The sequence below is a fragment of the Arthrobacter sp. AD-310 genome (genome assembly GCF_054656615.1).
On the sequence record NZ_BAAHNO010000012.1, the window covers coordinates 35,887 to 61,414 of the forward strand.

At 67.2% G+C, this 25,528-nt stretch carries 24 protein-coding genes and 3 tRNA genes; 7 read left to right on the top strand and 20 right to left on the bottom strand.

Annotation, left to right across the window (positions count from 1 at the left end; genetic code table 11):
- Positions 1 to 89: 89 nt before the first annotated feature.
- The 4 genes from ACYQ1Z_RS09025 to ACYQ1Z_RS09040 are packed head-to-tail and all read right to left on the bottom strand — an operon-like array spanning position 90 to position 3,559.
- Positions 90 to 338, bottom strand: coding sequence for a hypothetical protein (locus tag ACYQ1Z_RS09025; protein WP_459792179.1), 249 nt, complete (start codon positions 336 to 338; stop codon positions 90 to 92).
- Positions 335 to 1,231 (bottom strand): carbohydrate ABC transporter permease, encoded by an 897-nt coding sequence (locus tag ACYQ1Z_RS09030; RefSeq protein ID WP_459792180.1) that lies wholly within the window; start codon positions 1,229 to 1,231, stop codon positions 335 to 337. The genes ACYQ1Z_RS09025 and ACYQ1Z_RS09030 overlap by 4 nt, the downstream gene beginning before the upstream one ends.
- On the bottom strand, positions 1,228 to 2,262 hold the full coding sequence (locus ACYQ1Z_RS09035; protein WP_459792181.1) for a carbohydrate ABC transporter permease: 1,035 nt from the start codon (positions 2,260 to 2,262) through the stop codon (positions 1,228 to 1,230). Before ACYQ1Z_RS09035 ends, ACYQ1Z_RS09030 begins: the two co-directional genes overlap by 4 nt.
- A 7-nt stretch (positions 2,263 to 2,269) precedes the next feature.
- Positions 2,270 to 3,559, bottom strand: coding sequence for an ABC transporter substrate-binding protein (locus ACYQ1Z_RS09040; RefSeq protein WP_459792182.1), 1,290 nt, complete (start codon positions 3,557 to 3,559; stop codon positions 2,270 to 2,272).
- Positions 3,560 to 3,699: 140 nt separating this feature from the next.
- Between ACYQ1Z_RS09040 and ACYQ1Z_RS09045 the strand changes: the two genes are divergently transcribed.
- Positions 3,700 to 5,502, top strand: a complete 1,803-nt coding sequence (locus tag ACYQ1Z_RS09045; RefSeq protein WP_459792183.1) for a glycoside hydrolase family 13 protein — start codon at positions 3,700 to 3,702, stop codon at positions 5,500 to 5,502.
- A 32-nt stretch (positions 5,503 to 5,534) separates the two neighbouring features.
- On the opposite strand, the gene ACYQ1Z_RS09050 is transcribed toward ACYQ1Z_RS09045, so the two are convergent.
- The 9 genes from ACYQ1Z_RS09050 to ACYQ1Z_RS09090 form a co-directional block, all read right to left on the bottom strand.
- Complete coding sequence (locus ACYQ1Z_RS09050; RefSeq protein WP_459792184.1) at positions 5,535 to 6,146, bottom strand: hypothetical protein; 612 nt, start codon at positions 6,144 to 6,146, stop codon at positions 5,535 to 5,537.
- Positions 6,143 to 6,796: a hypothetical protein gene (locus ACYQ1Z_RS09055; protein WP_459792185.1), complete on the bottom strand. Its 654-nt coding sequence runs from the start codon at positions 6,794 to 6,796 to the stop codon at positions 6,143 to 6,145. Before ACYQ1Z_RS09055 ends, ACYQ1Z_RS09050 begins: the two co-directional genes overlap by 4 nt.
- Positions 6,793 to 7,173 carry a hypothetical protein gene (locus tag ACYQ1Z_RS09060; RefSeq protein ID WP_459792186.1) on the bottom strand — a complete coding sequence of 127 codons (381 nt, stop codon included), beginning with the start codon at positions 7,171 to 7,173 and terminating at the stop codon, positions 6,793 to 6,795. The genes ACYQ1Z_RS09055 and ACYQ1Z_RS09060 overlap by 4 nt, the downstream gene beginning before the upstream one ends.
- A complete protein-coding gene (locus tag ACYQ1Z_RS09065) occupies positions 7,170 to 7,361 on the bottom strand; it encodes a hypothetical protein (RefSeq protein ID WP_459792187.1) in 192 nt (63 codons plus the stop codon). Before ACYQ1Z_RS09065 ends, ACYQ1Z_RS09060 begins: the two co-directional genes overlap by 4 nt.
- Complete coding sequence (locus ACYQ1Z_RS09070; RefSeq protein WP_459792188.1) at positions 7,358 to 7,822, bottom strand: Asp23/Gls24 family envelope stress response protein; 465 nt, start codon at positions 7,820 to 7,822, stop codon at positions 7,358 to 7,360. The genes ACYQ1Z_RS09065 and ACYQ1Z_RS09070 overlap by 4 nt, the downstream gene beginning before the upstream one ends.
- A 209-nt stretch (positions 7,823 to 8,031) precedes the next feature.
- Entirely contained in the window at positions 8,032 to 9,630 is a 1,599-nt protein-coding gene (locus ACYQ1Z_RS09075) for a glycoside hydrolase family 68 protein (protein ID WP_459792189.1), read from the bottom strand.
- 700 nt (positions 9,631 to 10,330) lie between these two features.
- Positions 10,331 to 10,406: transfer RNA gene (locus ACYQ1Z_RS09080), tRNA-Phe, on the bottom strand.
- 48 nt (positions 10,407 to 10,454) lie between these two features.
- Positions 10,455 to 10,528, bottom strand: a tRNA-Asp gene (locus ACYQ1Z_RS09085).
- 91 nt (positions 10,529 to 10,619) lie between these two features.
- A tRNA-Glu gene (locus tag ACYQ1Z_RS09090) sits at positions 10,620 to 10,692 on the bottom strand.
- Between the two features lie 164 nt (positions 10,693 to 10,856).
- Between ACYQ1Z_RS09090 and ACYQ1Z_RS09095 the strand changes: the two genes are divergently transcribed.
- Positions 10,857 to 11,897 (top strand): PHP domain-containing protein, encoded by a 1,041-nt coding sequence (locus tag ACYQ1Z_RS09095; protein ID WP_459792190.1) that lies wholly within the window; start codon positions 10,857 to 10,859, stop codon positions 11,895 to 11,897.
- Positions 11,898 to 11,938: 41 nt separating this feature from the next.
- On the opposite strand, the gene ACYQ1Z_RS09100 is transcribed toward ACYQ1Z_RS09095, so the two are convergent.
- Positions 11,939 to 12,619, bottom strand: coding sequence for a DsbA family protein (locus ACYQ1Z_RS09100; protein WP_459792191.1), 681 nt, complete (start codon positions 12,617 to 12,619; stop codon positions 11,939 to 11,941).
- A 125-nt stretch (positions 12,620 to 12,744) separates the two neighbouring features.
- On the opposite strand from ACYQ1Z_RS09100, the gene ACYQ1Z_RS09105 reads away from it, so the two are divergent.
- The 3 genes from ACYQ1Z_RS09105 to ACYQ1Z_RS09115 are packed head-to-tail and all read left to right on the top strand — an operon-like array spanning position 12,745 to position 15,142.
- Positions 12,745 to 13,773, top strand: coding sequence for a DMT family transporter (locus ACYQ1Z_RS09105; protein WP_459792192.1), 1,029 nt, complete (start codon positions 12,745 to 12,747; stop codon positions 13,771 to 13,773).
- A gap of 9 nt (positions 13,774 to 13,782) precedes the next feature.
- Positions 13,783 to 14,211, top strand: coding sequence for a metallopeptidase family protein (locus tag ACYQ1Z_RS09110; protein ID WP_459792193.1), 429 nt, complete (start codon positions 13,783 to 13,785; stop codon positions 14,209 to 14,211).
- Between the two features lie 10 nt (positions 14,212 to 14,221).
- The gene (locus tag ACYQ1Z_RS09115) at positions 14,222 to 15,142 is read left to right on the top strand and encodes a cation diffusion facilitator family transporter (RefSeq protein WP_459792194.1); all 921 of its coding nucleotides are present in this window, start codon (positions 14,222 to 14,224) and stop codon (positions 15,140 to 15,142) included.
- Between the two features lie 51 nt (positions 15,143 to 15,193).
- On the opposite strand, the gene ACYQ1Z_RS09120 is transcribed toward ACYQ1Z_RS09115, so the two are convergent.
- The 5 genes from ACYQ1Z_RS09120 to ACYQ1Z_RS09140 form a co-directional block, all read right to left on the bottom strand.
- A complete protein-coding gene (locus ACYQ1Z_RS09120) occupies positions 15,194 to 15,991 on the bottom strand; it encodes an ABC transporter permease (RefSeq protein WP_459792261.1) in 798 nt (265 codons plus the stop codon).
- A 67-nt stretch (positions 15,992 to 16,058) separates the two neighbouring features.
- On the bottom strand, positions 16,059 to 17,084 hold the full coding sequence (locus ACYQ1Z_RS09125) for an ABC transporter ATP-binding protein (RefSeq protein ID WP_459792195.1): 1,026 nt from the start codon (positions 17,082 to 17,084) through the stop codon (positions 16,059 to 16,061).
- A gap of 30 nt (positions 17,085 to 17,114) precedes the next feature.
- Positions 17,115 to 18,347, bottom strand: coding sequence for a LolA family protein (locus tag ACYQ1Z_RS09130; protein ID WP_459792196.1), 1,233 nt, complete (start codon positions 18,345 to 18,347; stop codon positions 17,115 to 17,117).
- 69 nt (positions 18,348 to 18,416) lie between these two features.
- Positions 18,417 to 21,179 (bottom strand): PEP/pyruvate-binding domain-containing protein, encoded by a 2,763-nt coding sequence (locus ACYQ1Z_RS09135; RefSeq protein ID WP_459792197.1) that lies wholly within the window; start codon positions 21,177 to 21,179, stop codon positions 18,417 to 18,419.
- Between the two features lie 34 nt (positions 21,180 to 21,213).
- Complete coding sequence (locus tag ACYQ1Z_RS09140; protein WP_459792198.1) at positions 21,214 to 22,254, bottom strand: universal stress protein; 1,041 nt, start codon at positions 22,252 to 22,254, stop codon at positions 21,214 to 21,216.
- 463 nt (positions 22,255 to 22,717) lie between these two features.
- Between ACYQ1Z_RS09140 and ACYQ1Z_RS09145 the strand changes: the two genes are divergently transcribed.
- Positions 22,718 to 23,344 carry an NAD(P)-binding protein gene (locus tag ACYQ1Z_RS09145; RefSeq protein ID WP_459792262.1) on the top strand — a complete coding sequence of 209 codons (627 nt, stop codon included), beginning with the start codon at positions 22,718 to 22,720 and terminating at the stop codon, positions 23,342 to 23,344.
- Between the two features lie 10 nt (positions 23,345 to 23,354).
- On the opposite strand, the gene ACYQ1Z_RS09150 is transcribed toward ACYQ1Z_RS09145, so the two are convergent.
- Positions 23,355 to 23,972 carry a copper resistance CopC family protein gene (locus ACYQ1Z_RS09150; protein WP_459792199.1) on the bottom strand — a complete coding sequence of 206 codons (618 nt, stop codon included), beginning with the start codon at positions 23,970 to 23,972 and terminating at the stop codon, positions 23,355 to 23,357.
- A gap of 111 nt (positions 23,973 to 24,083) precedes the next feature.
- Here ACYQ1Z_RS09150 and ACYQ1Z_RS09155 point away from each other — a divergent pair, with 111 nt between their 5' ends.
- Positions 24,084 to 25,526: an NCS2 family permease gene (locus tag ACYQ1Z_RS09155; protein WP_459792200.1), complete on the top strand. Its 1,443-nt coding sequence runs from the start codon at positions 24,084 to 24,086 to the stop codon at positions 25,524 to 25,526.
- The last annotated feature ends 2 nt before the right edge of the window (positions 25,527 to 25,528 follow it).

Here is a 25,528-nt window from a genome sequence, read left to right on the forward strand (position 1 = left end):
TTGCGTTACCCCCCGAGCGCTTCGTATTTTCGCATCCTGCAGCCGGTTGGCGTTAAATGCGACCACGGGTGACCTGCCTTCCTGCCTACCTACCTGCGGTCCGGCAGCTTCCTGCGGAGCCGGACCATGCCGTAAATGGCCAGGAGGGTGGCCAGCAGGCCCAGGGCCCAGCCGAGCGCGGGCTGTGCCGTAACTTCCATCCATACGGTGACCGCCAGCAGGACCACGGCCCAGAAGGCGAGGAAGCCGATGATGATGTCAAAATCCTCGCCGGACCGGACCCGCCGGCGGTCGCTTCCCGCCCCCGTGGACCGGGGGCGGGAAGCATCGCCTGTCACTTGACTGCACCTGCCGTCAGGCCGGCAACAATCTTGCGCTGGAACACCAGCACCAGGATGACCAGGGGAATGGTAACAATCGTGCCGGCCGCCATGATCGCGGTGTACGGGATCTGGTTGGGCTGTGCGCCGGCGAAACTGGCGATCGCCACCGTCACCGGTTTGGTCGCCTCATTCGAGAGCTGGCTGGCGATCAGGAACTCGTTCCACGAGGAGATGAATGCCAGGATCGCGGTGGTGAAGATGGCCGGGGCCGCCAGCGGCATGATCACTTTCCGGAACGCCTGGCCCTGCGTGCAGCCGTCAACCCGGGCGGATTCCTCGAGCTCCCATGGCATTTCACGGAAGAACGACGTCAGGGTGTAGACGGTGAGCGGCAGGACGAAGGAGATGTTCGGAATAATCAGTGCCTGGTAGGTGCCCATCCAGCCGATGTTGGTGAACAGCTGGAACAGCGGGGTGATGAGGGCAACGCCCGGGAACATGGAGGCTCCCAGGATGAAGCCCAGCACCAGGTACTTGAACCGGAAGTTGAGCCTGGCAAGGGCATAGGCAGCGAAAACGCCAATGATCAGCGAGACCACGGTGACGGTGACACCAATGATGATGCTGTTCAACAGGGCTTGGCCGAACCGGTTGCCGAACGAGGTGTCGAAGGCCGTGATGAAGTTGTCCAGCGTCACGTGCGTCGGCCAAGGCGTGGTGTCGTACGTGAAGCCCACCTCGCGGAATGCTGTCACCACCATCCAGTAAGCGGGTGCCAGGCACCAGACCAGGATGACGGCGGCGCTGATGTAGGTGCGGACGCTCGCCCACTTTTCCCGGCTCTGGGAGGCTTTACGGCCAGCGTCCTGACGGGCGCGGAGGTCCGTTGAAGCTGCTGCGGTTGTCATTTCTTCCCCTTACCGGTTGCTCCGCTTTGTTCCACCACGTTCGCCCCCAGGAAGCGGACGAAGATGAACGCCACCAGGAAGATGATCAGGAAGGTGATGGTGGACAAGGCAGCTGCCGAGTTGAAGCCTTGCCGAATCTGGTTGATAACCAGGATCGACAGAGTGGTGGTGTTGTTGGCGCCGCCCGTGAGGATGTACGGGAGGTCGAACATACGCAGTGCATCCAGGGTGCGGAACAGGATGGCCACCATGAGGGCCGGCTTGACCAGGGGAAGCGTGATCAGGCGGAACCGCTGCCATGCACTGGCACCGTCCACCTTCGACGCCTCATAGACCTCGGCCGGGATCATCTGCAGGCCGGCGAGGATCAGTAGCGCCATGAAGGGCGTGGTCTTCCACGTGTCGGCGATAATCACTGCCCACTTGGCCGGCCACTCGCTGCCGGTCCAGAGAATCGACGCATTGAACAGCTTGTTGATAATGCCGTTGAAGTCGAACATGAACAGCCAGAGCTGGGCGGTGACGGCGGTGGGAATGGCCCACGGCACCAGCACGGCGGCGCGGACGAGGCCGCGGCCCTTGAATGTCCGTGCCATGATCATGGCCATCCAGAAGCCCAGCACGGTTTCGAAAGCGACGGTAATGACCGTGAAGAGGAACGTGGTGCCTGTGGCTGTCCAGAACTGGCCGCCAAGGGTGCCCGGCGGGCAGGCAACGGTCCCGCCGCCCGGAGCCGCGCACTGCTGGCCCAGCCAGTTCACGTAGTTCTGGATGCCTGCGGGGCCACCCGCAGTGAAAAGCCCGGTGGCGGGATCAAGGCCGGCGTCCTTCTGGAAGGACATCACGATCGCGCTGATGATCGGGTAGACGATCACGATACCCAGGGCGATGATGGTGGGTGCCAACAGCCAAGTGGCCCATTTGCCCTGGCTGAGGATCCGGTTGTCTTCGCCTACGCCCTTGGGACCGTGATGGACATCGGGGGTGCCCGACGCCGGCTTGACCGGCGTCGGGCCCAATTCGGTAGCCATGGCTTTGTTACGATCCTGCGCCGGCAGACTCGATGGACTTCTGCATGTCGGACAGCGCATCCTTGGCCGGCTTCTCACCCTTCAGAGCCGCGTAGGCGTTCTCCTGGATTGCCTGCGTGACAGCGGGGTAGAACGGGGTGACCGGACGGGGAACGGCGTTCTCGATGGAGGTCTTCAAAACCGGCAGGTACGGCAGCTTGGCAACCAGTTCCTGGTCCTCGTACAGGGAACCAAACACGGGAGCCAGTGAACCCTGGGTCGCGAAGAACTTCTGCTGTTCCTCTTCAATCAGGAACTTCACGAAGTCCAGGGCGGTTGCCTTGTGGTCCGAGTAGACACTGATGGCTGCGCTGTGGCCGCCGAGGGAGGAGGCACCGGGACCGTCCTTGCCCGGAATGGCTGCCATGCCCAGCTTGTCCTTTACCTGGGAGGAGCCTTCAGTGGTGGCCAGGTTGTAGACGTAGGGCCAGTTGCGGAGGAAGAGCAGCTTGCCTTCCTGGAAGGCACGGCGGCTTTCCTCTTCCTGGTAGGTGATGGCTTCGGCGGGGATGTTCCCGTTCTTGAAGGCCTCGACCAGGTTGTTCAGGCCTTCCTCGGCTTCGGACGTGTTCAGGTTGGGCTTGCCCTCGTCATTCAGGACAGAACCACCGGCGGAGTTGATGGCTTCGGAGGCGTTGACGGTGAGGCCTTCGTACTGCTTGAACTGGCCGGAGTAGCAGCCGATGTTGTTTTCCTTTGCGATGGAGCACATGTCCATCATCTCGGCCCAGGTCTTCGGAGCTTCAGGCACCAGGTCCTTGCGGTAGTAAAGGATGGCGCCATCCGAGGAGACCGGGGCTGCATAGAGGGTGCCCTTGTAGGAACCGGCTTCAACGGTGGGCTCAAGCATGCCGTCCGTTTCGACTGCCATCTTGTCCTTGAGCGGCTGCAGCCAGCCCTTGGCCGCGAATTCAGCGGTCCACACGACATCGACGCTTGCCACGTCATAGTCGGCGTTCTTGGCCTGGAAGTTCTGCACGAGGTCGTCGTGCTGCTGGTCAGCCTGGTCGGTCTGCTCCTTGAACGTGACCTTCTCGTCCGGATGGGCGGCATTCCACTTCTCGATCAGCGGACGCACAACGTTTGAGTTGTCCTTGCCCTGTACGTAGGTGATGGGACCCCGGCTGTCGAGGTTTGCTTCGGCGTCGCCGCCGCCTCCGCCCGTGGTCCCGCCGCCGCCACCGCCCGCGCATGCGGACAGGGACAGGGCAAGGACGCCGGCCGTGGCAGCCGAAAGAAGGAATCTAGGGGTTTTCATTAGCTTGAAGCTCCTCGCTGAGAGACAAGTAAGTCGACAGTGCGCTTGCTAGGTGAGGTTGATGTGGTGACAGTCACACTAGTAAGGTTGCTGCACGTGATGCAAGCGTTTACATCAAAAAGTTATCTGAGGGGAACCTAATGTCCAACCCAGCCGTTCCCGCTTCCGGCCCCGCGCAGCCGGAATGGTGGGCCGACGCCGTCGTCTATCAGATCTACCCCCGCTCCTTCGCGGACGGAAACGGCGACGGGATGGGTGATCTTGCAGGTGTCCTGGAGCAGTTGCCCTACCTTCAGAAGCTGGGCGTGGATGCGATCTGGCTGTCCCCCTTTTACAAGTCTCCGCAGGCCGACGGCGGCTACGACGTCGCGGATTACCGCCAGGTAGACCCGCTGTTCGGCTCCCTGGATGACTTCGACGCCATGCTGCGGGACGCCCACGGCCGCGGCCTGAAGGTCATCGTCGACCTGGTGCCGAACCATACCTCGGATGAACACGCATGGTTCCGGGAGGCGCTGGCCGCGGCGCCGGGGTCAACGGAACGGGACCGTTACATGTTCAGGGCCGGCAGGGACGAGGTCCCCGGGTCCGGCGACGGCAACCGGGCGCCCAACAACTGGAAGTCGATCTTCGGCGGTCCGGCCTGGACCCGTGTGACCGAAGCCGACGGGTCGCCGGGCGAGTGGTACCTCCACCTTTTCGACACCAAGCAGCCGGACCTCAACTGGGAGAACGCCGAGGTGCAGGAGGAAATGCGCTCGGTTATCAGGTTCTGGCTGGACCGCGGGGTGGACGGTTTCCGCGTGGACGTGGCCCACGGCATGGTCAAGGAGAAGGGCCTGCCCGACTGGGACGGGGCAGCCGCAATGGTTGAGGGCACTTCCGCCACCCACGGCCACGCATCCCTGCCCGGTGACGCCCCGGGCGCCCACACCGACGCCGAGGAGCCGCACCGGGCAGTGTCCCCGGTTTACCCGCCCTCGCCGTTCTTCGACCAGGAGGGCGTCCACGAGATCTACCGCGACTGGCACCGGGTCCTGGAAGGGTACGGCAGTGACCGGATGATGGTGGCCGAAGCGTGGGTGGAACCTGCAGAGCGCCTGGCCCGCTATGTCCGCCCGGACGAGATGCAACAGGCTTTCAACTTCGATTACCTCCTCGCCGGATGGGACGCGGAGCGGCAGGCCAGCGCCATCGATGCTTCCCTGGCGGCCGCGGCTTCAGTGGGAGCACCGTGCACCTGGGTGCTCAGCAACCACGACACGGTCCGCCACCCCACCCGGTTCGGCCTCTCTGACCCCACGACCTTTCCGAAAGGTATATCCGCGGACGACGAACAGCCGGACGCCGCCCTGGGACTCGCGAGGGCCCGGGCCGCCACGCTGGTCGCGCTGGCGCTGCCCGGCTCGGCCTACCTGTACCAGGGCGAGGAACTCGGCCTGCCGGAACACACCACGCTGCCCGCTGAAGCACGGCAGGACCCAACCTTCTTCCGGACCAAAGGCGCCGAAATCGGCCGGGACGGCTGCCGCGTGCCGCTGCCATGGGCGGAAGACCTGCCGGGATACGGGTTCTCGCCGCGCCATAGCGACGCAGCCGCTCCGTGGCTCCCCCAGCCCGAGAGCTTCGGACCCCTCGCCGCAGACCGGCAGGAGGGCGTGGAGGGCTCCACGCTCGAGCTGTACCGGGCCGCCCTCGCCTTCCGCGCCAAAGAACGTTTGGGCGGTGGTGGACTCGAATGGGCGGATGAGCATTCACCGGAGAGCGGGCTGCTGGCTTTCCGCAACGGGAACGTCCTGGTGCTTGCAAACATGGGATTCGCCTCGGCGCCGGTTCCGGAGGGCTACACGGTGGCGCTGATCAGTGAGCCTGTTCCGGCGGAAGAGTGGCCGGGGCTCCATGAGGTGCCCGTGGATTGCACGGTGTACCTTCAGAGGGCATAGGTACCTGCAGCGGAGACAAGCGGCGGAACCTGCTAGCGGACGCGTTCGGCGCGGCCGAAGCGTGTCCGCGCTCCCGCCCCGATGTGGATGAGGACCGGGATGTCCTTGCCCACCACGGCTTCAAGGGCGGCAAGCAACCCGGTGACTTCCCCGGCCAGCAGGTGCGGGGCGACCCCCTGCCGCGGCAAGAGCCGGACCTTCAGGGCCGGCGATCCCTTGACGTCGTAGGTGGTGACGGTGGAGCCGGCCAGATCGGGCCGGCCGGCAAGCGCCTGCTTCAACGCCTGCTCGGCCACTCCCCCGCCGATGCGGACGTCCCCGGGAACACCGCCGGGGTCGTACGCTGACGCCAGCACGTTGGATCGCCCCTTGCCCTGCTGCGCCGCCCACGCAACCATAAGCCCGACCACCAGCAACAGGACCAGGGCCACCACAATCCATAACCAGCTTTCGCGCCGGCCGGGGAAGCGCGTGGCGTTGAAGGCCTCGTTAATTCCGTTCCACAACCCGGGAGACCAGGACTGCCACCATCCGGCCACCGGGGGGACGAGGGCGAGCAGCACCAGCAGGACTCCGACTGCCAGGAGTGCCAGGCCCAGGACACTGAGCAGGATCCGGTTGAGGACGCTTGGCGTGCTGTTCATGCTCCGATCACCCCCGAGTGCGTTACGTTGATGCGGGCGGCAGGTGACGGTTCGAGAGCCATCCGGTCCAGCTCGTCCTGGATGGCGGCGAGGACAGTCCCCTCATCCACCGGCACCCCGGACGTGGGCCGGACATTCACCAGGACCTGCCGCTGCGAAACAACCACCATGACCTGCTCGGGCGTTACGTTCGCGGCGAGCCGGGCGCGGCGGGCGAGGGAGGACGCGATCACTTCATCGTCAACCACGACGGCGGGACTTCCGGCCGCACGCCCTGCACCAGCAAGTAGGTGGCGGGCCCGGCGGCCCGGCAGCAGGCCGTTGAGGAGGAAGACAAGGCCCACCATTGCAAGGACCGCGCCGATGGCACCGAGCAGCAGCGGGGAAATCCCCGCCGGCAACGCGACTATGCGCTGCGCAGCGACCTGGGGTTCTATGAGCCACGCAGGCTGGCCGATCGCATGTACGGCTGCTTCCAGCAGTCCGTAGCCCGCGAGGACCATCACCAGGACAGCCGCCGCGATGGCAACCGCGGCGCGGGTTGAATGCGTTTCGCGGTACACCACACGGCGCATGTCGGGCTTGCCGCGCACGCGGCGGTCTTCCGCTGCCCCCGGCCTTCCGGTCTGGGCGTCAACCCTGCTGCTCACCTGACGCGGCCTCCTTCACTGATGCGTGCCCCGCTGATCCTGATATCCACCCGGCTCAACTGCGCGCCGCTGAGATCTGTCACAGTTTCGAGGATGCGGGCCTTGGCCTGCACCGTCCGGTCCCAGATGGAACCGCCCACGGTCTGCACCCGCCCTGGGTCCAGGACAACATCCTTCAGTGGCGGGATGCTGATTGGCGAGACGAGCGACAGTGCAAGCAGGCCGTCGTCGTCCGTCCAGTCCGCCCGCACGTCCTGCGCGTCGACGCCCAGGGCCGCGGCGGCCGCGGCCTTGGCGAGGCTGGTCAGGGCCTGCGTGCTGATGCGGTTGTGGCCGCTGAGCGCCTGGCCCCGCACGGCCGGGGCGGGCGTGCTCATGAGGACGAACGCCGGCCGATGATGGCGTCGAAGACGCCACGGAGGTCCAGTTTCCCCTCAGCGGCGCGGCCCAAGAGTGCACCGACGGCCATAAAAAGCAGTGCGACCAGGAATCCCCACAGGCCGAATTGCAGCGACATAAAGGCAACGAAGGCGCCCATCGCGGCGCCTGCCACGGTCAGGTTCACAGGAGTGCCTCCCGCTCTGTCACGGCAGCGGTACCGGGTTTCACGGGTGGCGGGACATAGACGTCGGTAATCTCCACGTTGACTTCGATCACCTGCAGCCCCACCAGTTCCTCGACCGCGCGGTAGACGGCGGCCCGCACCTGGTTGGCCAGGGCATGCAGCGGCGTACCGTAGCTCGCCACGAGGTTGATATCAACAGCAACCTGGGTTTCGCCCACCTCGGCGTGGACGCCGGCCGCATGGTCGGTACTGCTCCCCACGGCGTCACGGATTGCCCCCAGCGCACGGGAAGGACCCGAGCCCAGGGAGTAGACGCCGGGGACCGCGCGGGCGGCAATGCCTGCCACTTTGGCCACAGCGGTTTCGGAGATCACGGTGCGGCCCAGGCCGGACACGGGGACAGGAACCGGTACTGTCCCCCCGTGGACGTCCTGGCCGGGTTGCGGGTTCTGGTATTCCATCAGGCACTCCCCCTTCTGTTGTTCCAACCCTATCCCCAGCCTGCGCCGATGTGTGGTCAAGCCGGCAGCAGGCGGTCCACGGCCGCTCATTAAGGCGCGCATTAAAAGGACCCGGGCGGGGACGCCCCCAAGGACATCCCCGCCCGGGCGGGTGCCGCGGCTTGTTGTACAGGCCCTACGGGTTGTAGGCGGCCTTACTTATATAGGCCTTACTTGTACAGGCCTTCGCCGCCAACCTTGACGTTGGTGGGCAGGTAGCCGAACGGGCCGAGGCCGTTCTGGCCGAAGCTGCGGTCAACCTGGGTCACACCGTTCTTGAAGTTGATCTTCACTGTCGGGGACAGGGAGCCACCGCGGACGCCGTTGACGTTGTCGATGAAGGACTGCACCAGGCCGTTGGGCTGCACGTAGTGCGAGTAGGCCTGGAACTGGCGTCCGTTCTGCTGGTTGGAGATGGTGCCGCTCGGGTTGTTGGCCGGCAGGTTCAGGTCCGTGGGTGAGCCAAGCGCCAGGCCGGAGTTGTTCACCGGCTGGTAGTCGGAGCGGACGCCGTCGCCAACGAAGCCGTAAACGCCGTCGGGGCCGCGCATGCCTGCAGCGTAGGTGAACTGGTGGCTGATCGTGTACAGGTAGTACTTGTTCTTGCCGTCTTCGTTCTGGATGAAGATCTGCGGCCGCTCAGTCTGGTCGTTGACGCAGTTCGCGGAAAGGATCGGCGGCAGGAAGGACCACTTGGTCAGGTCCTTGTTGTCCGCGACGGCCAGACCAACGTTGCCGGTCTGGTAGAAGGCGCCGCTGCTGTTCACCTCGTCGAGGGACTCAGCGTTGGCGTCGCCCTCCCGGTAGCCGAGGTCCTCTTCGGTGCACTGGTATTCGCCGCGGTTGCCGGCGGTGTTGCCTTCGAAGACCATGAACGTCTTGCCGGGGTGGGCGGGGTCGGCAAAGGTGAACGGGTCGCGGAAGGCGAAGCCCGGGTTCTGCTCCTTGGTCTGGTACATCTTTCCGTCCGGCTCCAGCAGCTTGGTGTGCTCGAAGCCGTCGAACCAGACGCGCTCGTTGTCGGCGTGGATGTTGCCGAGTGCCTTGGCGATCGCGGCGTCAGGGGCGATTCCTCCACCGCCGGCGTTGCGCTCGGCCACGTCGTGGAACGTGGTGGCCGTGTAGAAGACGTTGACGTGGTTGCCCTCCATCAGGCGGGTGGAGCCGGACCATTCGGTGTTGCCGATGGAGGAGCCGTCCACGAAGAGGTGTCCGCCGTAGTTCCACTTGTCCTTGGCGGGGTCCGCGTTGGTCTTGCGGAAGAAGAAGCCGATGCGCGCGTTCCAGTGGCGCTGGTCGAAGTTGTACCCGGCGTGGCGGTCGGCGACGAGCGAGAAGATCACGTCGTAGCCCTTGTAGCTGATCTGGTTGGCGTTCTCATCCGTCAGGGACCAGGTGTCCCAAACCCAGACGTCCTCGTTCATGGTGGGGAAGTCTTCGGGGATTTCCGGCATGGTGACGTCGGGGCTCATGGAGTTCTGGCCCGGAGCCACGCTGGGGTCGCTCTGCGCCATGATCTGGCTGGCGTCGGCGCGGGTCCACTTGGAAGTGAAGTCCGACGCCGGGTCGAAGGCCTGCTGGGAGTGTTCCGTGGGGAGCGGGAAGCCGGGGGTCGGCGCGGGCAGCTGCTCGGCGGCCGGCGGGTCGGCAGGTTCGTTGGCCTGGGCCGAAGGCACTGCCAGGAAGGCCGAAGCGGCAACGGAGGCCGCCAGCGCTGCGGCGGCGGACCGCCAGCGCAGGCTCCGGGGGGATTGAGGGTGCTTGTGCATTTTTGCTCTTCTCGCGGAGTTGAAACTGTTCGTGGAAGACGGGCGGATGCCCTGTTCCCTACGCACTCCGGCGGCCCCGGCAACGCGGCAGGCGTCATCGAGGACGCCTTCGTGTCGAGGGGCGGGACATGGGTGGTGTCCCGATGCGGGCCCTTTCGGATACCGGGGATATCCGGGCCGGTCTCCACGCTAGGCAGGCACTTGCCGGCTTTTCAAACCGTGTTTCGGGCCGTAAAAGCCGAGTCCAACTCAGATGTGCAAGCGCTTACGCATCTGCATTGCGCGCGCGTGCCACAAGGGTTTGGCCGAGTCAAATGTTTCAGATGTCAGACAAATTTTTTCGCAATAAAGCGGGTTATGTTGTGTTCACCACGCCCGCTGACAACGGGAACGATTCATCGCGGCCCAGCCGTATTGGCCAGCGGAAGGCCCGCGGGCAAGCCCCGAGCCGGTTCCTGCCGGCACTTGTCGGAGTCCAACTTGCACGGGGATGTCCAATTTGCGCGGCGATGCGGTGGGACGTGGATCAGCAAGATGGAGGTTTAATCGGGAAGCTCGACGCGATCCGGCAGGAGCGCCCCAAGGGCTGGCCGGCAGGCCCGGGAGGGCCTGGCAGCAGGGGCCGCTAACGGGCCAAACCAGGAAGAGGGCGGTGGTTAAAGCAGAAAAGCACCAGTTCCGAAGAACTGATGCTTCCCAGTGGTGGCTCCGACCGGCGTCGATCCGGTGACCTTTCGATTTTCAGTCGAACGCTCTACCAACTGAGCTACAGAGCCTAGGTGACTAGTCACCTTGAGAGCCGGAATTTCTTCCAACAATCAGAGCGACCCTGACGGGACTTGAACCCGCGACCTCCGCCGTGACAGGGCGGCGCGCTAACCAACTGCGCTACAGGGCCTTGCTTTTCTTGCTTCACAGTATCGCTACTGCTTTTTTCAAGGCCTCCAGCCTACCAGACTTTTTTAGTCTGTTTGACCAGCTTCCTTGCGTACCCCCAACGGGATTCGAACCCGTGCCGCCGCCGTGAAAGGGCGGTGTCCTAGGCCGCTAGACGATGGGGGCCAGAACCCGTTCGGAGCAAAATAAAAGGCGTAAAGCGAGGCTTTCCGTCTTTGTCCTTTGCGTTCTCCGAACCGGACTCCACAACTATAGGGCCTAGTCATGGATTATCCAAAATCGGCTAAAAACCCCGTGCCTGAACAGGAAGATCAGGTGAAGATGGACTGATGGATGCCGTTGCTGCGCTCAATGAGATTGCCTTCTGGCTGGAGCGCGGACGCGCCGCCACCTTCAAGGTCCAGGCGTTCCGCAAGGCGGCCGCGGCCATCAGCGCCCTGCCGCCGGACGAAGTGGCCGAGCGGACCAGGACCGGGCGGTTGAAATCCATGAAGGGCATCGGCGACCGGACCTTCCAGGTCATCCAGCAGGCGGTGGCAGGCGACGTCCCCGGCTATCTGGCGGACCTCCGGGACAAGGGCGCCCAGCCGCTCGCCCCGGGCGGCGGGGAATTGCGCAATGCGCTCCGTGGCGACCTGCACAGCCACAGTGACTGGTCCGACGGCGGTTCCCCCATCGAGCTGATGGTGGCGGCCGCCGGGGTGCTCGGGCGGGAGTACCTGGCGCTTACGGACCACTCCCCCAACCTCACGATCGCCAACGGACTATCTGCGGAGCGTCTTACCCAACAGCTGGACGTGGTGGCCGGCATCAACGCCGACGGCACGGCCGGAAACGGACGGCCGGGCGGCAAGGTGCGGCTGCTGACAGGCATCGAGGTGGACATCCTGGAGTCCGGCGAGCTGGACCAGGAACCCGAATTGCTGGACCGTCTCGACATCGTGGTCTCCAGCGTCCACTCAAAACTGCGTGCTGACCGGAAGACCATGACCCGGCGCATGCTTGGCGGCATCCAGGCCCGGCACACCAACGTCCTTGGCCACTGCACGGGCAGGCTGGTGGAAGGCTCCCGCGGGACGCGTCCGCCGTCGGAATTCGACGCCAAGGAGGTTTTTGCCGCCTGCGCCGAGCACAACGTGGCTGTCGAGATCAACTCCCGGCCGGAGCGGCAGGACCCGCCGGATCCTTTGATCCAGCTGGCCCTGGAAGCCGGGTGCCTGTTCTCGATCGACAGCGACGCGCATGCACCGGGCCAGCTGGACTTCCTCCAGTACGGCGCCGAGCGGGCGGCGCGCAACGACGTGCCCGCGCACCGCATCATCACCACCTGGCCCGTGGACCGGCTCCTGGAGTGGGCAGCGGCGAAATAATCGTCTCCACCGCCGGCCGGCACGGTAAACGCGGCGGGGCGTCAGTCCGCGGCGTCCGCCAGCTTCTGCCGGAAATCGGCCTTGGTGGTCAAGGTCAGCTTCTCCCCGTCCAGGAAGAATGTTGGCGTGCCGCTGACGCCCAGGGCTTTGCCGTCGGCGATGTCCGCCAGGACCCGTTCCTCGGTCTGCGGGTCGGCCACGGCGGCGTCGAAGAGGGCCAGGTCCAGGCCCATGTCCCCGGCGTAGGAGCGGAACAACGGCGCCTGCGACTGCTGGCTGCCCGCCCACTGGGACTGGGTCTCGAACAGCCTGTTTGCCATCTCCTGGTACTGGCCTTGCTGCCCGGCCGCTTCTGCAGCCAGCGCTGCCTGCCCCGAGTTCGGGTGCATGGACAACGGAAAATGCCTGTGCACGAACGTGATCCTGTCCCCGAATTCCGCTTTCAGCTCCTCCACCACGGGATGGATGGAGCCGCAGGAGGGGCACTCGAAGTCCAGGAATTCCACCAGCTGTGCCTTCTCCACGGAAGGTGACGTCAGCCTGTGGCTGTCCGCCCGGACCAACTGTTCAGACCCTGCGACCGGGGGCACGGCCTCCTTCTGGCCGGCCGTGAAGAGGGCAAACCAGGCCGCCCCGCCGATGACGGTCACCGCCAGCACAATCCAGATGACGATCCTGACCAGGCGTGCGGTATCACGGGGTGGAGCGGGGCTTGAGACCATAACCGGCATCCTAGCCGGGCCTGCCGCCGGCGGGGCTCAAGGGCTGCCAAACTTTGGCAGGAAGTTGGCCAGACCTGACCGATTTCCGCCAGCCACGTGGGGCCGCAGCCGGATACATTGGCTCCATGTCCTCACCAAGCACCGCAAACACCACGGGCTCAACGCCTGTTCCGCCAGCCGCGCCTGCCAGGGTGCTGGGGGTGGCGGCGATGGTTGTCACGGTGGTCCTGTGGGCGTCGGCCTTCGTGGGCATCCGGGCGATCGGCCCGCGCTTCTCCCCCGGCTCCCTGACGCTTGGCAGGCTGGTGATTGCCGCCGTCGTGCTTTCCCTGCTGGTCCTGCCGCAACTGCTAAAGAGCCGGCTCCTGCCCCGGGGGCGTGAGTGGTGGCCCATCCTGGCGTACGGCGTAATGTGGTTCGGCGGATACAACGTGGCCCTGAACGCCGCCGAGCACATCCTGGACGCCGGCACCAGCGCCCTGCTCATCAACGTCAACCCCATCCTGGTGGCGGTCCTGGCGGGCATCGTCCTGAAGGAGGGTTTTCCGCGCTGGCTGCTGATCGGCAGCACGGTGGCGTTCGCCGGGGTGGCGCTGATCGCCTTTGGTGCCGGGCGGCCGTCCGGCGCGCAGCCTCCAACGGGTGGAAGCACGACGGCGGACGTCGCCGGTGTGGCGCTTTGCCTCCTTGCCGCGGTGCTCGCCGCGGTCAGCGTGATCATCCAAAAACCCGTCCTGCGGAAGCTCCCTGCGGCGCAGGCCACATGGTTCGGGATTCTGGTGGGTGCTGCCTGCTGCCTCCCATTTGCGGGGCAACTGGTCTCCGAACTGCAGGCGGCTCCGCCGCAGGCCACCGCCGGGCTGGTTTATCTGGGCGTCTTCCCCACGGCCATCGCCTTCACCACCTGGGCCTACGCGCTGTCGCTCGTGGACGCGGGCAAGCTGGCCGCCACCACTTACCTTGTTCCCGGCACGACGGTGCTGATTTCCTGGCTCCTCCTGGGTGAGATACCCACCGCCTTGGGCCTGCTGGGTGGCCTGGTCTGCCTGGTCGGGGTGGCACTGACCCGCCGCCGGGGCCGGGTGGCGGGCAGGGACGGGGCCGGTGTCGTCGGGGGCGGGGCCGGCGGGCGCGTGGCCCGCGTCCGGCGCTAAAGTCGAGGTATGCCCAGCAGCCTGCCCCCCGGCCTGCCGATCATTCCCGAAGGTCCGCATGAACCGCCCGGCTTCCGGATGTCGGCCGACGAATTTGAAGCCGCCGTGACCGATGCACTGGACAGCATTCCGGAAAAGCTGGCCCGCGCGATGGACAACGTGGCTGTCTTCATCGAGGACGACTACGTGCCCGGTCCCGGGGAGGACCCGGACACCGTCCTGCTGGGCGTTTACGAAGGCATCCCGCTCACCGAACGCGGCTCGTGGTGGGACGCGGGATCGCTGCCGGACCGGATCACCATCTTCCGGGAACCGATCCTGGAAATCTGTTCCTCCCGGGAGGACGTCATCCACGAGGTGGCCGTGACGGTGGTGCACGAGGTCGCGCACCACTTCGGCATTTCGGACGACCGGTTGCACGAGCTGGGCTGGGGCTAGCCTTGTAGGCATGGGACACGACCACAGCCACACGCACGGCATCACCGCGACCGGCCGGCACCGGAAACGGTTGCTGGCTGTCCTGGGAATCACCCTTTCCGTGGTGCTGGTCCAGGTGGTGGGTGCCATCTTGTCCGGTTCACTGTCCCTGCTGGCAGACGCCGGACACATGCTTTCGGACGCCGCGGGCGTAACCATCGCGCTGCTGGCGGCCTGGATCGCTGCGCGGCCCGCCAGCGACCAGCGGACCTACGGATACCAGCGGGCTGAGGTGCTCGCCGCCCTGGCCAATGCGCTGATCCTCGTGGTCATCTCCGTGGTGATCTTCACCGAAGCCATCCGCAGGATCGGTGCCGCACCGGAGGTGCAGACGGACATCATGCTCTTCGCCGCGATCCTCGGCGCCGTGGCGAACGTGGTGTCCCTGATGATCCTGCACGGCGCCCACCGCGACAGCCTCAACGTTCGCGGCGCCTACCTCGAGGTCCTCGGCGACCTCCTGGGTTCCTTCGCGGTCATCGCCGCTGCGGTGGTAATCATGCTGACCGGGTTCAACGCCGCGGACACTATCGCCTCCGTGCTGATCGCCCTCCTGATCCTGCCCCGGGCGTGGAGCCTGCTGCGCGACGTCGTGGACGTGCTGCTGGAAGCCAGCCCCAAGGGCGTGGAAGTGCAGATGATCCGCGAACACATCCTGTCCGTGGACGGGGTCACGGACGTCCATGACATCCATATCTGGACCATCACCTCCGGCGTCCCGGTCTTCTCCGCCCACGTGGTGGTGGAAGACGGAGTGCTCAACGCCCGCGGCGCCGACCAGCTGCTGGACAAGCTCATAACCTGCCTGGGCTCGCACTTCGACACGGACCATTGCACGTTCCAGCTGGAGCCGGCGAGCCACTCCGAGCACGAGGCCCACCAGCACGCCTGACGAGCACGCCTGGCGCCGCACACTTGGCCGCGGATGCCTGGACGGGGAGGCTCAGCTGAGGACGTCCTTGGTGACGAACCGCCCGTAGGCCAGGGCCCCGAACACCGCGACGTAGCCGGCCTGGAGCAGGGCGTTGGACGTGAACGAGTCCCACAGGACGGGCTGTCGCAGCATGTCCGCGAAACCGAGCCAGTAGTGGCTGAACAGCCATGGATGCAGCCATTCCAGCTGCGGCAACTGGTCCAGGACCTGGGACACCACGGACACCACCACGGTGGCGGCCATCGCGCCCACGGGAACCACCGTCAGGGTGGACAGGAACAGTCCGACGGCGGAAAGCCCGGCCAGCGAAACGGCCAGGTACGCGGCAATGAGCAGGATGCGGACGGCAGCCTCCGGCGGCTGGATGACGTCCCCGGACAGCAGCGTCACCGGGCCGACGGGAAACAGCGCGGCGCCCACAGCCGCACCGGCAAGTCCCACCACCAGTGGTGCCACCACGCAGAACGCGAGCGCTCCCGCGTACTTGACCAGCAACAGCCGCACCCTCCCGGCAGGCGCAACGAGCAGGTACCGCAGGGTCCCGAGGTTCGCCTCGCCTGCGATGGTGTCCCCGGCCACCACCCCGACGGTGAGCGGCAGGAACAGGGGCACGGACACCAGCATGGCGGTGAAGGCGACGAACAGGCCGTTCTGGCTGATGCGGTCCAGGAAGGCCGGGCCGCGGCCGGGTGGCACGGAGGAGGAAAGGCGCACCGCGACGGCGACGAGCACCGGGATGGCTGCCAGGGCAAGCAGCAGCGCCCAGGTGCGGCGCCGCCCGAACAGCACCCGCAGTTCGGACAGCATCAGGGACGACCCGGAAGTACGCACGCCCGCGGGCTGCGCGGCTGCTCCGGAGTACTCCGCCGGCACGCTACTGGGCAACGTCGAACCCCTCCCCCGTCAATGCCACAAAGCGGTCCTCCAGGCTTTCCCGCTCGACAGCGAAGCCGCGGACGCGCACACCCCCGGCCACCAGGTGCCCCACGATGTCCTCCGGGCGGCGGCTGTCCCCACCGGCTGATTCCCGTTCCCGGGCCGTGGCGTCGCCGGCGGCGGGCGGAAGGGCTGCGAGGAGCACCTCGCCGTCAGGCTGGGCTCCGCCGGCCTCCGCGGCCAGTCCGAGCCCCGCGAGCACGGTTCGTGCTGCTCGGGCATCGGGCGTCAGCAGCCGGATCCGGGCGCTGCCGGCCCGCCGCAGGTCAGCCAGCGGGCCCTGTGCCACGAGCCTGCCCTGGCTCATGACGGCGGCATGGGTGCACATCTGCTCCACCTCGGCCAGGAGGTGGCTGGAGACAAAGACGGTGGCACCGTCGCGGGCGAGCGAACGGACCAGGTTGCGCACTTCCCGGGTGCCCTGCGGGTCCAGGCCGTTGGTCGGTTCGTCGAGGACCAGCAGGTCCCGCCGCGACAGCAGGGCGTTGGCTATGCCCAGCCGCTGTTTCATGCCGAGCGAATAGGCGTGGACCTTCTTGCCCGCGGCGTGGGAGAGGCCAACCCGGTCAAGGGCCCGTTCCACCCTTGCTTTGCGTGTGGCCGGTATGGTGCCGGGACCGGCGGCATCCAGGCGGTGCAGGTTGGCCGCCCCGGACAGAAAAGGGTAGAAAGCCGGTCCTTCCACGAGTGCCCCGACCCTGGGCAGGACGTCCCTGAACCTGCCCGGCATTTCCATCCCCAGCAGGTTGACCGTCCCGGCCGACGCCGCCGCGAGGCCGAGCAGCATGCGGATGGTGGTCGTTTTGCCTGACCCGTTGGGGCCGAGGAAGCCGAACACGGACCCGGGCGGAACGGCGAGGTCCACCGCATTCACGGCCACCTGGTGGCCGAACCGTTTCGTCAGGCCGCTGGTTTCGATGGTCAGCCCGGACGTGTCCGGGCCGGTCCCGCCGCCCGGGTTCACTGCAGCGCCGGATTCACTGGGCCGCCGGATTCACCGTGCCGCCGACGCGGCGGCCTGCAGGGCCTCCACTGGAACCATCCCGGCGAAGAGGCGCCCGTCGTCGGTGATGAGGACGTTGAAGAGCGTGGTGGACAGCAGCCGCCCGCCGGGTACGACGACGGCGGCCTGGGACAGCAGCGGATCCCGCAGCAGGGCGTCAGGCAGGGTTCCGCCCGCTGCCGCGGCAGGGATCTCGACGACGGCTTCCCACCCCTTCCCTGTCACCGTCGGGAGGGCCGGATGCGTGCGGATGGCGGACAGGTGCTCGGGGGTGATCGCCATGCCCGGCTCGCGGAAGCTGTGCGGCCATCGGGTCGCGGGCGGCACCTGCAGTTCGTCGACGGCGCTGCCCGGCGGCGGCTCGAACGTGAAGAGCGCGTCATCCGGCGCCTCGAGCGACAGGCTGGTGAACGCGGCATACAGGGATGGCGAGCCACCGCCGCGGGCAGTGACCTGGACGGACAGCGGCATGCCGGTTTCGCCGTCAACGGCGATGGCTGCGGCGCCGACCAGGGTGGCATCGGTGCGGGGCTCCAGCAGCAGGTTGTAGGCGGGGCGGCCGGCTACTGTGACGTCGTCCCCAACGGATACTGCGGTGGTGGGATCAATTTTGGCAAGCAGGCGCCCGGCGATGTCCACGGGGGCCGGCGCGGCCGCGTCGTCCGGCGCGGCGGGCACGGGAAGCGGCAGGTCGCTTGCGAACGACGGCAGGGTTGCATGGACCGTCGAGTTATCCCGCGAGGAGTAGAACCAGAGGTCGTTGTCCCTGCGGACGAGGTCGCGCTCGGCCAGCCGGTCCAGTATCTGGATGCGGACCTTGGTCCTGCCGTCCATGTACACCCGGGCAGTGTGGTCGCCGGTGAGCAGTTCCGCCACCGAAGCCGCACCACCCGCGGAGGCCGGGCCCGAGGTGGGACCTGCTGCCGGTAGCTCCGGCAGGCCGAGATCCGTGGACTGCTCGATGGTGCCCGAAAAGGAGTGGTCTTTGTGGGTCGCCAGGAGGGCAAGGACTTCAGCAGGTGTCTTCTCCGGCAGGGGATCGCCGGCACGGGCCGGAATGGTCCCGGCCAGGACGCCTGCGGCGATCACTGCGGGGGCTGCCACGGCAGGCAGCCAGCGCACCCATGCACGCCTGGTGCCGGGCGTTTCCCGCCGTCGGAGCGTTTCGATGACCAGCGCGGCGCCGGAGCCGCTGGTTTCGGAGCCCGCCATGCTTGAGCCCATAGCTCAAGAGTACGCCTGCCAGGGCGGGTAGACACGTGGCGGGCCCCCTCTGCGCCCCCCCCCTCCGTGTCAGCCGGGAACAACGGTGCCGGCGCCGCCGTCGACGGTGATCCGCTGCCCGGTAGTAATCTTCCCGGTCGCGTCCGGCACCCCCACTACGGCCGGAATGCCGTATTCGCGGGCGACTACGGCGCCGTGGGAGTTCGGCCCGCCCATTTCCATGACCAGCCCGCCGGCTGTGAGGAACAGCGGGGTCCAGCCGGGGTCGGTGGACGGGGCCACCAGGATTTCCCCGGGCTCCAGGTGCGCTCCGACCGGGTCCAGGATGACCCTGGCTGCCCCGGTTGCCCTCCCCGCGGAGGCGGGGCTGCCCGCCAGGGTACCCGGCGCCGCAGTTGCCGCGGGGTCCTGCAGTGCCTCCGGCTCCGTGCCGTCGGACAGCAGGACCCGGGGTATGTGCCGGCGTCCAAGCTCGAACACGTAGGCGGCCCGCCGTTCGCCCACCAGCCGGCGGATCTCCGTTGCGCCGTCTTTTCCGCTGACAGCGTTCCGCGCCTCGGCAAAGTCCAGGAAGAAAATGTCCTCCGGCTGCTCCAACGTGCCGGACCCGGCAAGTTCCCTGCCCACGTGCAGCAACTGCCGGCGGACTTCTGCCAGGCCCAGGACCAGCTGGTACTTGGGCAATTCCCGCAGCCCCGCGAACAGCCGCGCCCTGTGCAGGGCTGCCCGGACCAGGACGGCGTGGACGGCGCTGCGCGAGCGTGCCCTGGCCACCAGCACGCCCACCTGCGTGTCCGCCTCCTCCGCGGCCTTGCTGAACTGGACGTCGGGGGCGAGTCCCGGGTCTTCGAGGCGGAGGTAGTTTGCCAGGACGTTGAGGATGTGGGCCGGGTCATCCGACCAGCGCGGCATTCCGACGTCGATCTCCGCCACGGAGCGGTGGCCGTACCGGTCCAGGAACCGGGTAAGTCCTGCGTCCAGGCGCCCCGGGAGCCGTCCGGCCTGGAATTCACGGGCCAGGCCGGACGGGTCCCGGGTGGTCAGGGCGGTCCTGGATTCGGAATCGTCCCTGATGGCAGTGGCCAGGCGCCACAGTTCAAGGTCCATCTCCGTGGTTACGTTATGGGGCAGGCCGCGGAGCACCGGCTGGAGGTCATCCCACCGGGTGCCGCCAAGCAGCTTTCCCGCCAGGCCAAGCATGGCGAACCCGAGCGCAGGCAGCGGCAGGATGGCAGGGACGATGGCAAACAGCCGCGTCCGCAGGAGTGTTTCGGCGTGGTCAAGGCGTTCGGCCGGCGCGGCAGCCCGGGGTGCTGCCAGCCCCGATTCGAACTCACGGGTGAAGCGGTCCAGCCGGCGGAGTGCGGCGCGCGGGCGGAACACGCCCCGGAGAAACGACTCTGGAGCCCTGGCACGGATGGCCGCCGGCAGGACGTGGCGGAGCAGCGCCAGGGGTGTCCTGCGGGTGATGGAGAATTCCGGGTTGGTGAAGAGCTGGCGCAGCACGGCGGCCGAGCGGGCTTCCATGATGTCGAAGACGCGCGGAAGGAGCCGGCGTCCCACGGTGCTCCGGAGTGGGGTGGTCATGTCGATATAGAGCCGTTGCCCGCCCTCGGCATAAGGCGGGGGGCCGCGCCGTGGTTCAGGCACGCTGAAGCCTGCCGCGGTGGCGACCGACGATGCGATGAGGCGCAGGGCCGCCCTGCCCATGGGGGTGATGGGGCGCGTCAGCCCCTGGGCGAGGCTGAAGCAGAGGTAGGCCCTGGTGCCGGCTGGGTTGCCGTGCACCGTGCCGCCCGGGTGCTGCGGGATTGGATAGAGGGTGGTGATGGGCCGGGACTGGCTCAGCCACAGCCTGCCGTCGCGGTCGATGGCCCATTCGATGTCCTGGGGTGCGCCGAAGTATTGCTCGGCCTGCCGGCCCAGGGCGGCCAGCCCGGCTGCCTGGGCATCGGTGAGGGACGCGGTGCCCGATGCCCCGGACACGTCAACGGTCTCGGTTCCGCCACCGGGGACGGCCAGCACCGCTACCGCCTTATCGCCGAGCCTGCGTTCCAGGACCCGGCCAGTGAGGGCGTCCACCACGTAGTGGTCCGGGTTGACCGCCCCGGACACCACGGCCTCGCCCAGCCCGGGGCTGGCATCGATCATGGCGTGTCCACGGCGTCCGGTTACGGGGTTGGCGGTGAAGAGGACCCCCGCCGCCTCCACGTCCACCATCCGCTGGACCACGACGGCGAGCGCGACGTCCGAGGGATCCATGCCCAGGCTGGCCCGGTAGGACGTGGCACGGTCCGTCCAGAGCGACGCCCAGCATTTCCGGACCGCATCGAGGACGGCATCGGCACCCACCACGTTGAGGTAGGTGTCCTGCTGCCCTGCGAAGCTCGCGGACGGCAGGTCTTCAGCGGTGGCCGAGGAGCGCACCGCCACGGGAACGTCCCTGCCCAATGCGGTGTAGGCGCGTTCCACGGCTGCTGCAATGTCCGGAGGGACGGGCGCCGCGAGGATGGCACTGCGTGCTCCTGCCGCGAGGTCCGCGAGCGCCGCTGAATCCGGCACCGAGGGGGCGTTGCCGCCCGCCGGCTTCAGGGCGGCATGGACAAAAGCCAGCCCCGGAAGCAGGTTTGACGGAGCTCCGGTGACTTTCCGGTACGCCCCGGTGGTGAGGCAGAACCCGTCCGGGACCGGGATCCCCGCCAGCAGGAGCTCGCCCAGGTTGGCTGCCTTGCCGCCCACCAGCGGCAGCAGCCCCGCATGGACGGACTGCAGGTCCAGGACCAGCCCGGAGCCGGCGTCCGCGCTTACCGTGGGTTCCTCCAGCCCCTGCATGTTGGTGCCTCCCTGGCCGCCGGGCCTGCTGTCGTCAGGCTGCGTCGCCCAGGATCGGTCCGAAGCGGGGCCGGTCGGCGAGCCGTGGATCTTCACGGTCCGGGACCACCATCACGGGGCCCTTCGCGTGGTGGAGCACACCGTCCGAGGTGGACCCCAGGAGCATTCCGGTGAAGCCGCCGCGGCCGCGGGTGCCGACGACCACCAGTTCCACGTGCCGGCTTTCCTCCACCAGCACGTCCACCGGCGATCCGTCCCGCAACTGGGACTCCGCCGGAAGCGCGGGATAGTGGCTCCGCAGCCACGCCATTCCGGCGTCCAGCGTCACCTGGATGTCGGCGAACAGTGCTTTCCGGTCCATGGGCGCCGGAACCCATGCCAAGGAGCCGCTGTACTGGGGAACGGCGCAGACCACTCGCAGCGTTGCGCCAAGCCGTTCAGCCTGGTCGGCTGCCTCCAGGACGGCTACCCGGGCCTGCTCCGAACCGTCCACGCCCACCACCACCACGTTCTCCACGCGCTGGTGGCCTGCCTTGGCCTGCTCCGCCCTGACGCGCCTGTCTTCAGTGGTTTCACCGAGCCGGTCGGAGCAGATGAGCGGCACGGTGACCGTGGGGCACTTGGCGTGCGCCGGCAGGGCACTGCTCACCGAGCCCAGGAGCCGGCCCACGAATCCGCCGCGTCCGCGGGTGCCGAACACCAGGAGTTCAGCGGTTTCGGACATTTCCAGCAACACCCCGGACGCGTCGCCGTTTTCCACGGACGCGGTCACCTCGATGTCGTAGGTGGACACCTTTTGCAGCGCCTGCCGGACGATCGCCTCGGCGCCTTCGCGGATCACGGAGTCGTCCACGGTGGCGTATCCGCCATCCAGTCCGGAGGCGGCAAAGATCGGCACCGAGTAGGCGGTGACGATATGGAGCGGACGACGACGGCGCCGGGCTTCGCGGGCGGCCCACACGAGGGCGCACTGGCCGTGGTCCGAGCCGTCGACACCCACCACGATCCCGTCCGGCGCAGCCGAGGTCCCACCACCGTCCCGGGCCGGGTCCGGATGCAACTCTTGTGCGCCCATGGGGCCGCCTCCTTGCGCTGATGCCTGCCTGATGTTGCGGCTATTCTGCCAGAAGCGGACGGTCCGCCGCGCACCGGGCCGGCAGGCTCGACCGCCTGCGGAACAACCGCCTGACGCTTCTCACTATTCTCCGTCCCACCGTGCCAGGCAAGCGCAGAAGGGCTACTTTACCCACACGTTATCCACACGTTTTCCACACGGTGTCCACGGCCGCGGGGGCCTCTTTCCACAGGCCCAAGGAAAGCGCGTTCACCTGCAGAAGAATATTGGCGTTTTGGTCTATCCCTGGCCCCGTTTGTTCTGTAGTCTTCAGGACATTGTTGGTCCGGGACGCCAGCTTCGATTCCGTGTGCAGGCGGCCCACCCAACGCATTGCGGCCGGACTTTGGGGATACGGAACGCGCGCCGGCGAGGACGCCGGCACCTGCCAAAACTTCGAAGGAAGGAAACTGTGGTGTCAAGCATGCCTGGGAACGCCGGGACCGAACAGACCACCACCGTGATCATTGGCACGGGCCTGTCCGGCCTGGCCGTGGCCGCCGAGCTGCGCCGCCGCGGCATCGACTCCATCGTGGTGGACGGGCTCGACATCCTCGGGGCGGCCCAGCCGGCCAACACAACGTCGCTGCAGCGCTGCGAGGCGCCGGACCCCGCCGTCCTGCGGGAGCGGAACGAAATCCTGCGGCACCTGCGCAACTACGCTGCCAGCCACCAGGTCGACGTACGGAATACCACCCGTGCTGTGCAGCTTTCCAAGGTGGACCAGCCGGCGTCGGCTGCTGCGAGCCCGCAGTGGGAGGTGCACACGCCCACTGGCATCCTGGTGGCCGACCACATCGTCCTCACCCGGTGCGCCCAGAGCCAGCTGCGGCGGATGATCAACGAGTTGGGCATCGCTGTGGGCCGCAACCTGGTGGCCGCCATGCGGGCCATCGGCATCTACCTGGTGGGAGTCGGCGAGCTGATCACGCCGTCCCCCAAGGAAGTCCTGCGGCAGGCGAAGACCGTTGGCCAGGCCATTTCGGCCAAGGTCAACCCGGTCACCGCGGCGCACCCGGCAACGGGGAGCCTGGCGTTGCTGCCCTGCTGACCGGAACCGGCTACTCCGTGTCCACAGGTTCGTCACCGCCGGCAGACAGCCTGCGCCGGGCAATGACGGCCAGCGCAACCAGCAGGCCCACGGCCACCGCTGCGAATATGACGATGCTCCATTGGAAGGGCTCCCCGGAGTCCGCCGGGACGGAGGGTTCCGCGGTGGCCCCGGGCTGGGCTGTGCCCATTCCCGGAACGGTGGCGGCCGCCGTCGGACCTGTTGCCCCGGCTGACCCTTCCGCGGCGCCGGCCGCTGTGAAGCTGAAGGTGCCTTCAATGGGGTGCGAATCAGAGCTGACCACCCGCCACGCCACCGTGTACACGCCGGCGGGCCCGCCTGCCCGAAGTTTCTGCACCGCCACGTTGTCCACGATCTGCACCGGTCCGTCCGCCCACTCCGCGCCGGCGGCGTCCTTGACGGAAATGGACGCTCCGATGCCGAGCGGGTTCTTGTTGAACGTGACCGAGACCTGCTCCGGCGGTACGGGCACGGATGCCCCCTGGGCAGGGGTGCTGGACTCGGCGGCATCGTGCGCGGCAGCAGGTCCGGCCAGGCCCAGGACTGTGGCTGCAAGGACGAGGAAGCCGAGCAGCAGGCTGAGGGGACGGCGGCGGATGGAACGCATGCGGGGACTGCTCCTTGTGTTGGCTTCCTTACAGACTAGGGGAATTTGCCGGGCGTCCCCGCGCCGCCGCCATAGGATGCAGGTATCCCCTCATACATCCCCGGAGGACTAATGCTTAAGCAAGGCTCTGCCCTGGACCGGTATTTCAAGATCAGCGAGCGAGGATCCAACTGGTCCCGCGAGATCCGCGGCGGCTTCGCCACCTTCTTCGCCATGAGCTACATCGTGGTACTGAACCCGCTGATCCTTTCAGGCCCCGACTCCAGCGGCAACTCGCTTGGGTTTACGGCGGTGGCAGCTGTAACCGCGTTCGTCGCCGGCATCCTGACCATCCTGATGGGAGCCTGGGCCAAGCACCCCTTCGCGCTCGCGACGGGCCTGGGCGTCAACGCCTTTGTGGCGGTCACGGTGGCCACGAATCCCGGCCTGACCTGGCCGGACATGATGGGTCTTGTGGTCCTGTCCGGCGTGACCATGCTCATCCTGGTCCTTACCGGGTTCCGCACGGCAGTGTTCAAGGCCGTTCCGGACGGGCTGAAGACCGCCATCGTGGTGGGCATCGGCCTATTCATCGCGCTGATCGGCCTGGTCAACGCCGGCTTCGTCCGCCGCATCCCGGACGTTGCGGGCACCACGGTGCCTGTGGGCCTTGGCTTTGACGGCAAGCTCCTGGGCTGGCCGACGGCGGTGTTCGTCTTCGGCCTCATCCTCACCATCGCGCTGGTGGTACGGAAGGTCAAGGGCGCCATCCTGATCGGCATCGTCACCTCCACCGTCATCGCGGTCATCCTCGAATCGGCCCTGCACATCGGTCCCAGCGTGCAGGAGGGCAAGCCGTACAACCCGCAGGGGTGGTCCCTGGTGTCGCCCGCGTTCTCCGGCTGGGCCGCTCCGGACCTGTCCCTCATCGGCAAGGCCAACCCCTTCGGTGCCTTCGAGCACCTGGGCTTCGTGGCGGCGACCCTGCTGGCATTCGTCATCCTGCTCAGCATTTTCTTCGACGCCATGGGAACCATGGTGGGCCTGGCGAGCGAGGCGGGCACGGTGGACGAGCACGGCAACATTCCCGACGTCGACCGCGTCCTCCAGGTCGACGCGCTGGGTGCGATCGTTGGCGGCGGCGCGTCCGTTTCCTCCAACCAGATCTACGTCGAGGCCGGCGCCGGCATCGGCGAAGGCGCCCGCACCGGCGTCGCCTCAATCGTGACCGGGCTGCTGTTCCTGGTGGCCATGTTCTTCACCCCGCTCATCAACCTTGTGCCTTTCGAGGCCGTCGCTCCCGCGCTGGTTGTGGTGGGCTTCATGATGGTGTCCCAGGTGGGCAAGATCGACTGGCAGGACTGGGGCATCGCCATCCCCGCGTTCCTGACCTTCGCCCTGATGCCGTTCACCTACTCGATTGCCAACGGCCTGGGCGCCGGGTTTATCTCGTTCGTGCTCATCCGCACGTTCCAGGGCCGTGCCCGGGAAATCCACCCGCTGATGTGGGCCGTGGCGGGCGCGTTCCTGCTGTTCTTCGCCGTGGGTCCCATCGAGGCCGCCCTGGGAATGTAGCC

Bases quoted from the DNA above. Each gene is read 5' to 3' on its own strand.
- ACYQ1Z_RS09130 (WP_459792196.1), bottom strand. From the start codon at position 18,347: ATGGGCTCAAGCATGGCGGGCTCCGAAACCAGCGGCTCCGGCGCCGCG.
- ACYQ1Z_RS09100 (WP_459792191.1), bottom strand. From the start codon at position 12,619: ATGGTCTCAAGCCCCGCTCCACCCCGTGATACCGCACGCCTGGTCAGG.
- ACYQ1Z_RS09105 (WP_459792192.1), top strand. From the start codon at position 12,745: ATGTCCTCACCAAGCACCGCAAACACCACGGGCTCAACGCCTGTTCCG.
- ACYQ1Z_RS09120 (WP_459792261.1), bottom strand. From the start codon at position 15,991: ATGCTGTCCGAACTGCGGGTGCTGTTCGGGCGGCGCCGCACCTGGGCG.
- ACYQ1Z_RS09145 (WP_459792262.1), top strand. From the start codon at position 22,718: ATGCCTGGGAACGCCGGGACCGAACAGACCACCACCGTGATCATTGGC.
- ACYQ1Z_RS09035 (WP_459792181.1), bottom strand. From the start codon at position 2,262: ATGGCTACCGAATTGGGCCCGACGCCGGTCAAGCCGGCGTCGGGCACC.
- ACYQ1Z_RS09075 (WP_459792189.1), bottom strand. From the start codon at position 9,630: ATGCACAAGCACCCTCAATCCCCCCGGAGCCTGCGCTGGCGGTCCGCC.
- ACYQ1Z_RS09050 (WP_459792184.1), bottom strand. From the start codon at position 6,146: ATGAACAGCACGCCAAGCGTCCTCAACCGGATCCTGCTCAGTGTCCTG.
- ACYQ1Z_RS09095 (WP_459792190.1), top strand. From the start codon at position 10,857: ATGGATGCCGTTGCTGCGCTCAATGAGATTGCCTTCTGGCTGGAGCGC.
- ACYQ1Z_RS09030 (WP_459792180.1), bottom strand. From the start codon at position 1,231: ATGACAACCGCAGCAGCTTCAACGGACCTCCGCGCCCGTCAGGACGCT.
- ACYQ1Z_RS09140 (WP_459792198.1), bottom strand. From the start codon at position 22,254: ATGGGCGCACAAGAGTTGCATCCGGACCCGGCCCGGGACGGTGGTGGG.
- ACYQ1Z_RS09040 (WP_459792182.1), bottom strand. From the start codon at position 3,559: ATGAAAACCCCTAGATTCCTTCTTTCGGCTGCCACGGCCGGCGTCCTT.
- ACYQ1Z_RS09155 (WP_459792200.1), top strand. From the start codon at position 24,084: ATGCTTAAGCAAGGCTCTGCCCTGGACCGGTATTTCAAGATCAGCGAG.
- ACYQ1Z_RS09110 (WP_459792193.1), top strand. From the start codon at position 13,783: ATGCCCAGCAGCCTGCCCCCCGGCCTGCCGATCATTCCCGAAGGTCCG.
- ACYQ1Z_RS09115 (WP_459792194.1), top strand. From the start codon at position 14,222: ATGGGACACGACCACAGCCACACGCACGGCATCACCGCGACCGGCCGG.
- ACYQ1Z_RS09150 (WP_459792199.1), bottom strand. From the start codon at position 23,972: ATGCGTTCCATCCGCCGCCGTCCCCTCAGCCTGCTGCTCGGCTTCCTC.
- ACYQ1Z_RS09045 (WP_459792183.1), top strand. From the start codon at position 3,700: ATGTCCAACCCAGCCGTTCCCGCTTCCGGCCCCGCGCAGCCGGAATGG.
- ACYQ1Z_RS09135 (WP_459792197.1), bottom strand. From the start codon at position 21,179: ATGCAGGGGCTGGAGGAACCCACGGTAAGCGCGGACGCCGGCTCCGGG.
- ACYQ1Z_RS09060 (WP_459792186.1), bottom strand. From the start codon at position 7,173: ATGAGCACGCCCGCCCCGGCCGTGCGGGGCCAGGCGCTCAGCGGCCAC.
- ACYQ1Z_RS09070 (WP_459792188.1), bottom strand. From the start codon at position 7,822: ATGGAATACCAGAACCCGCAACCCGGCCAGGACGTCCACGGGGGGACA.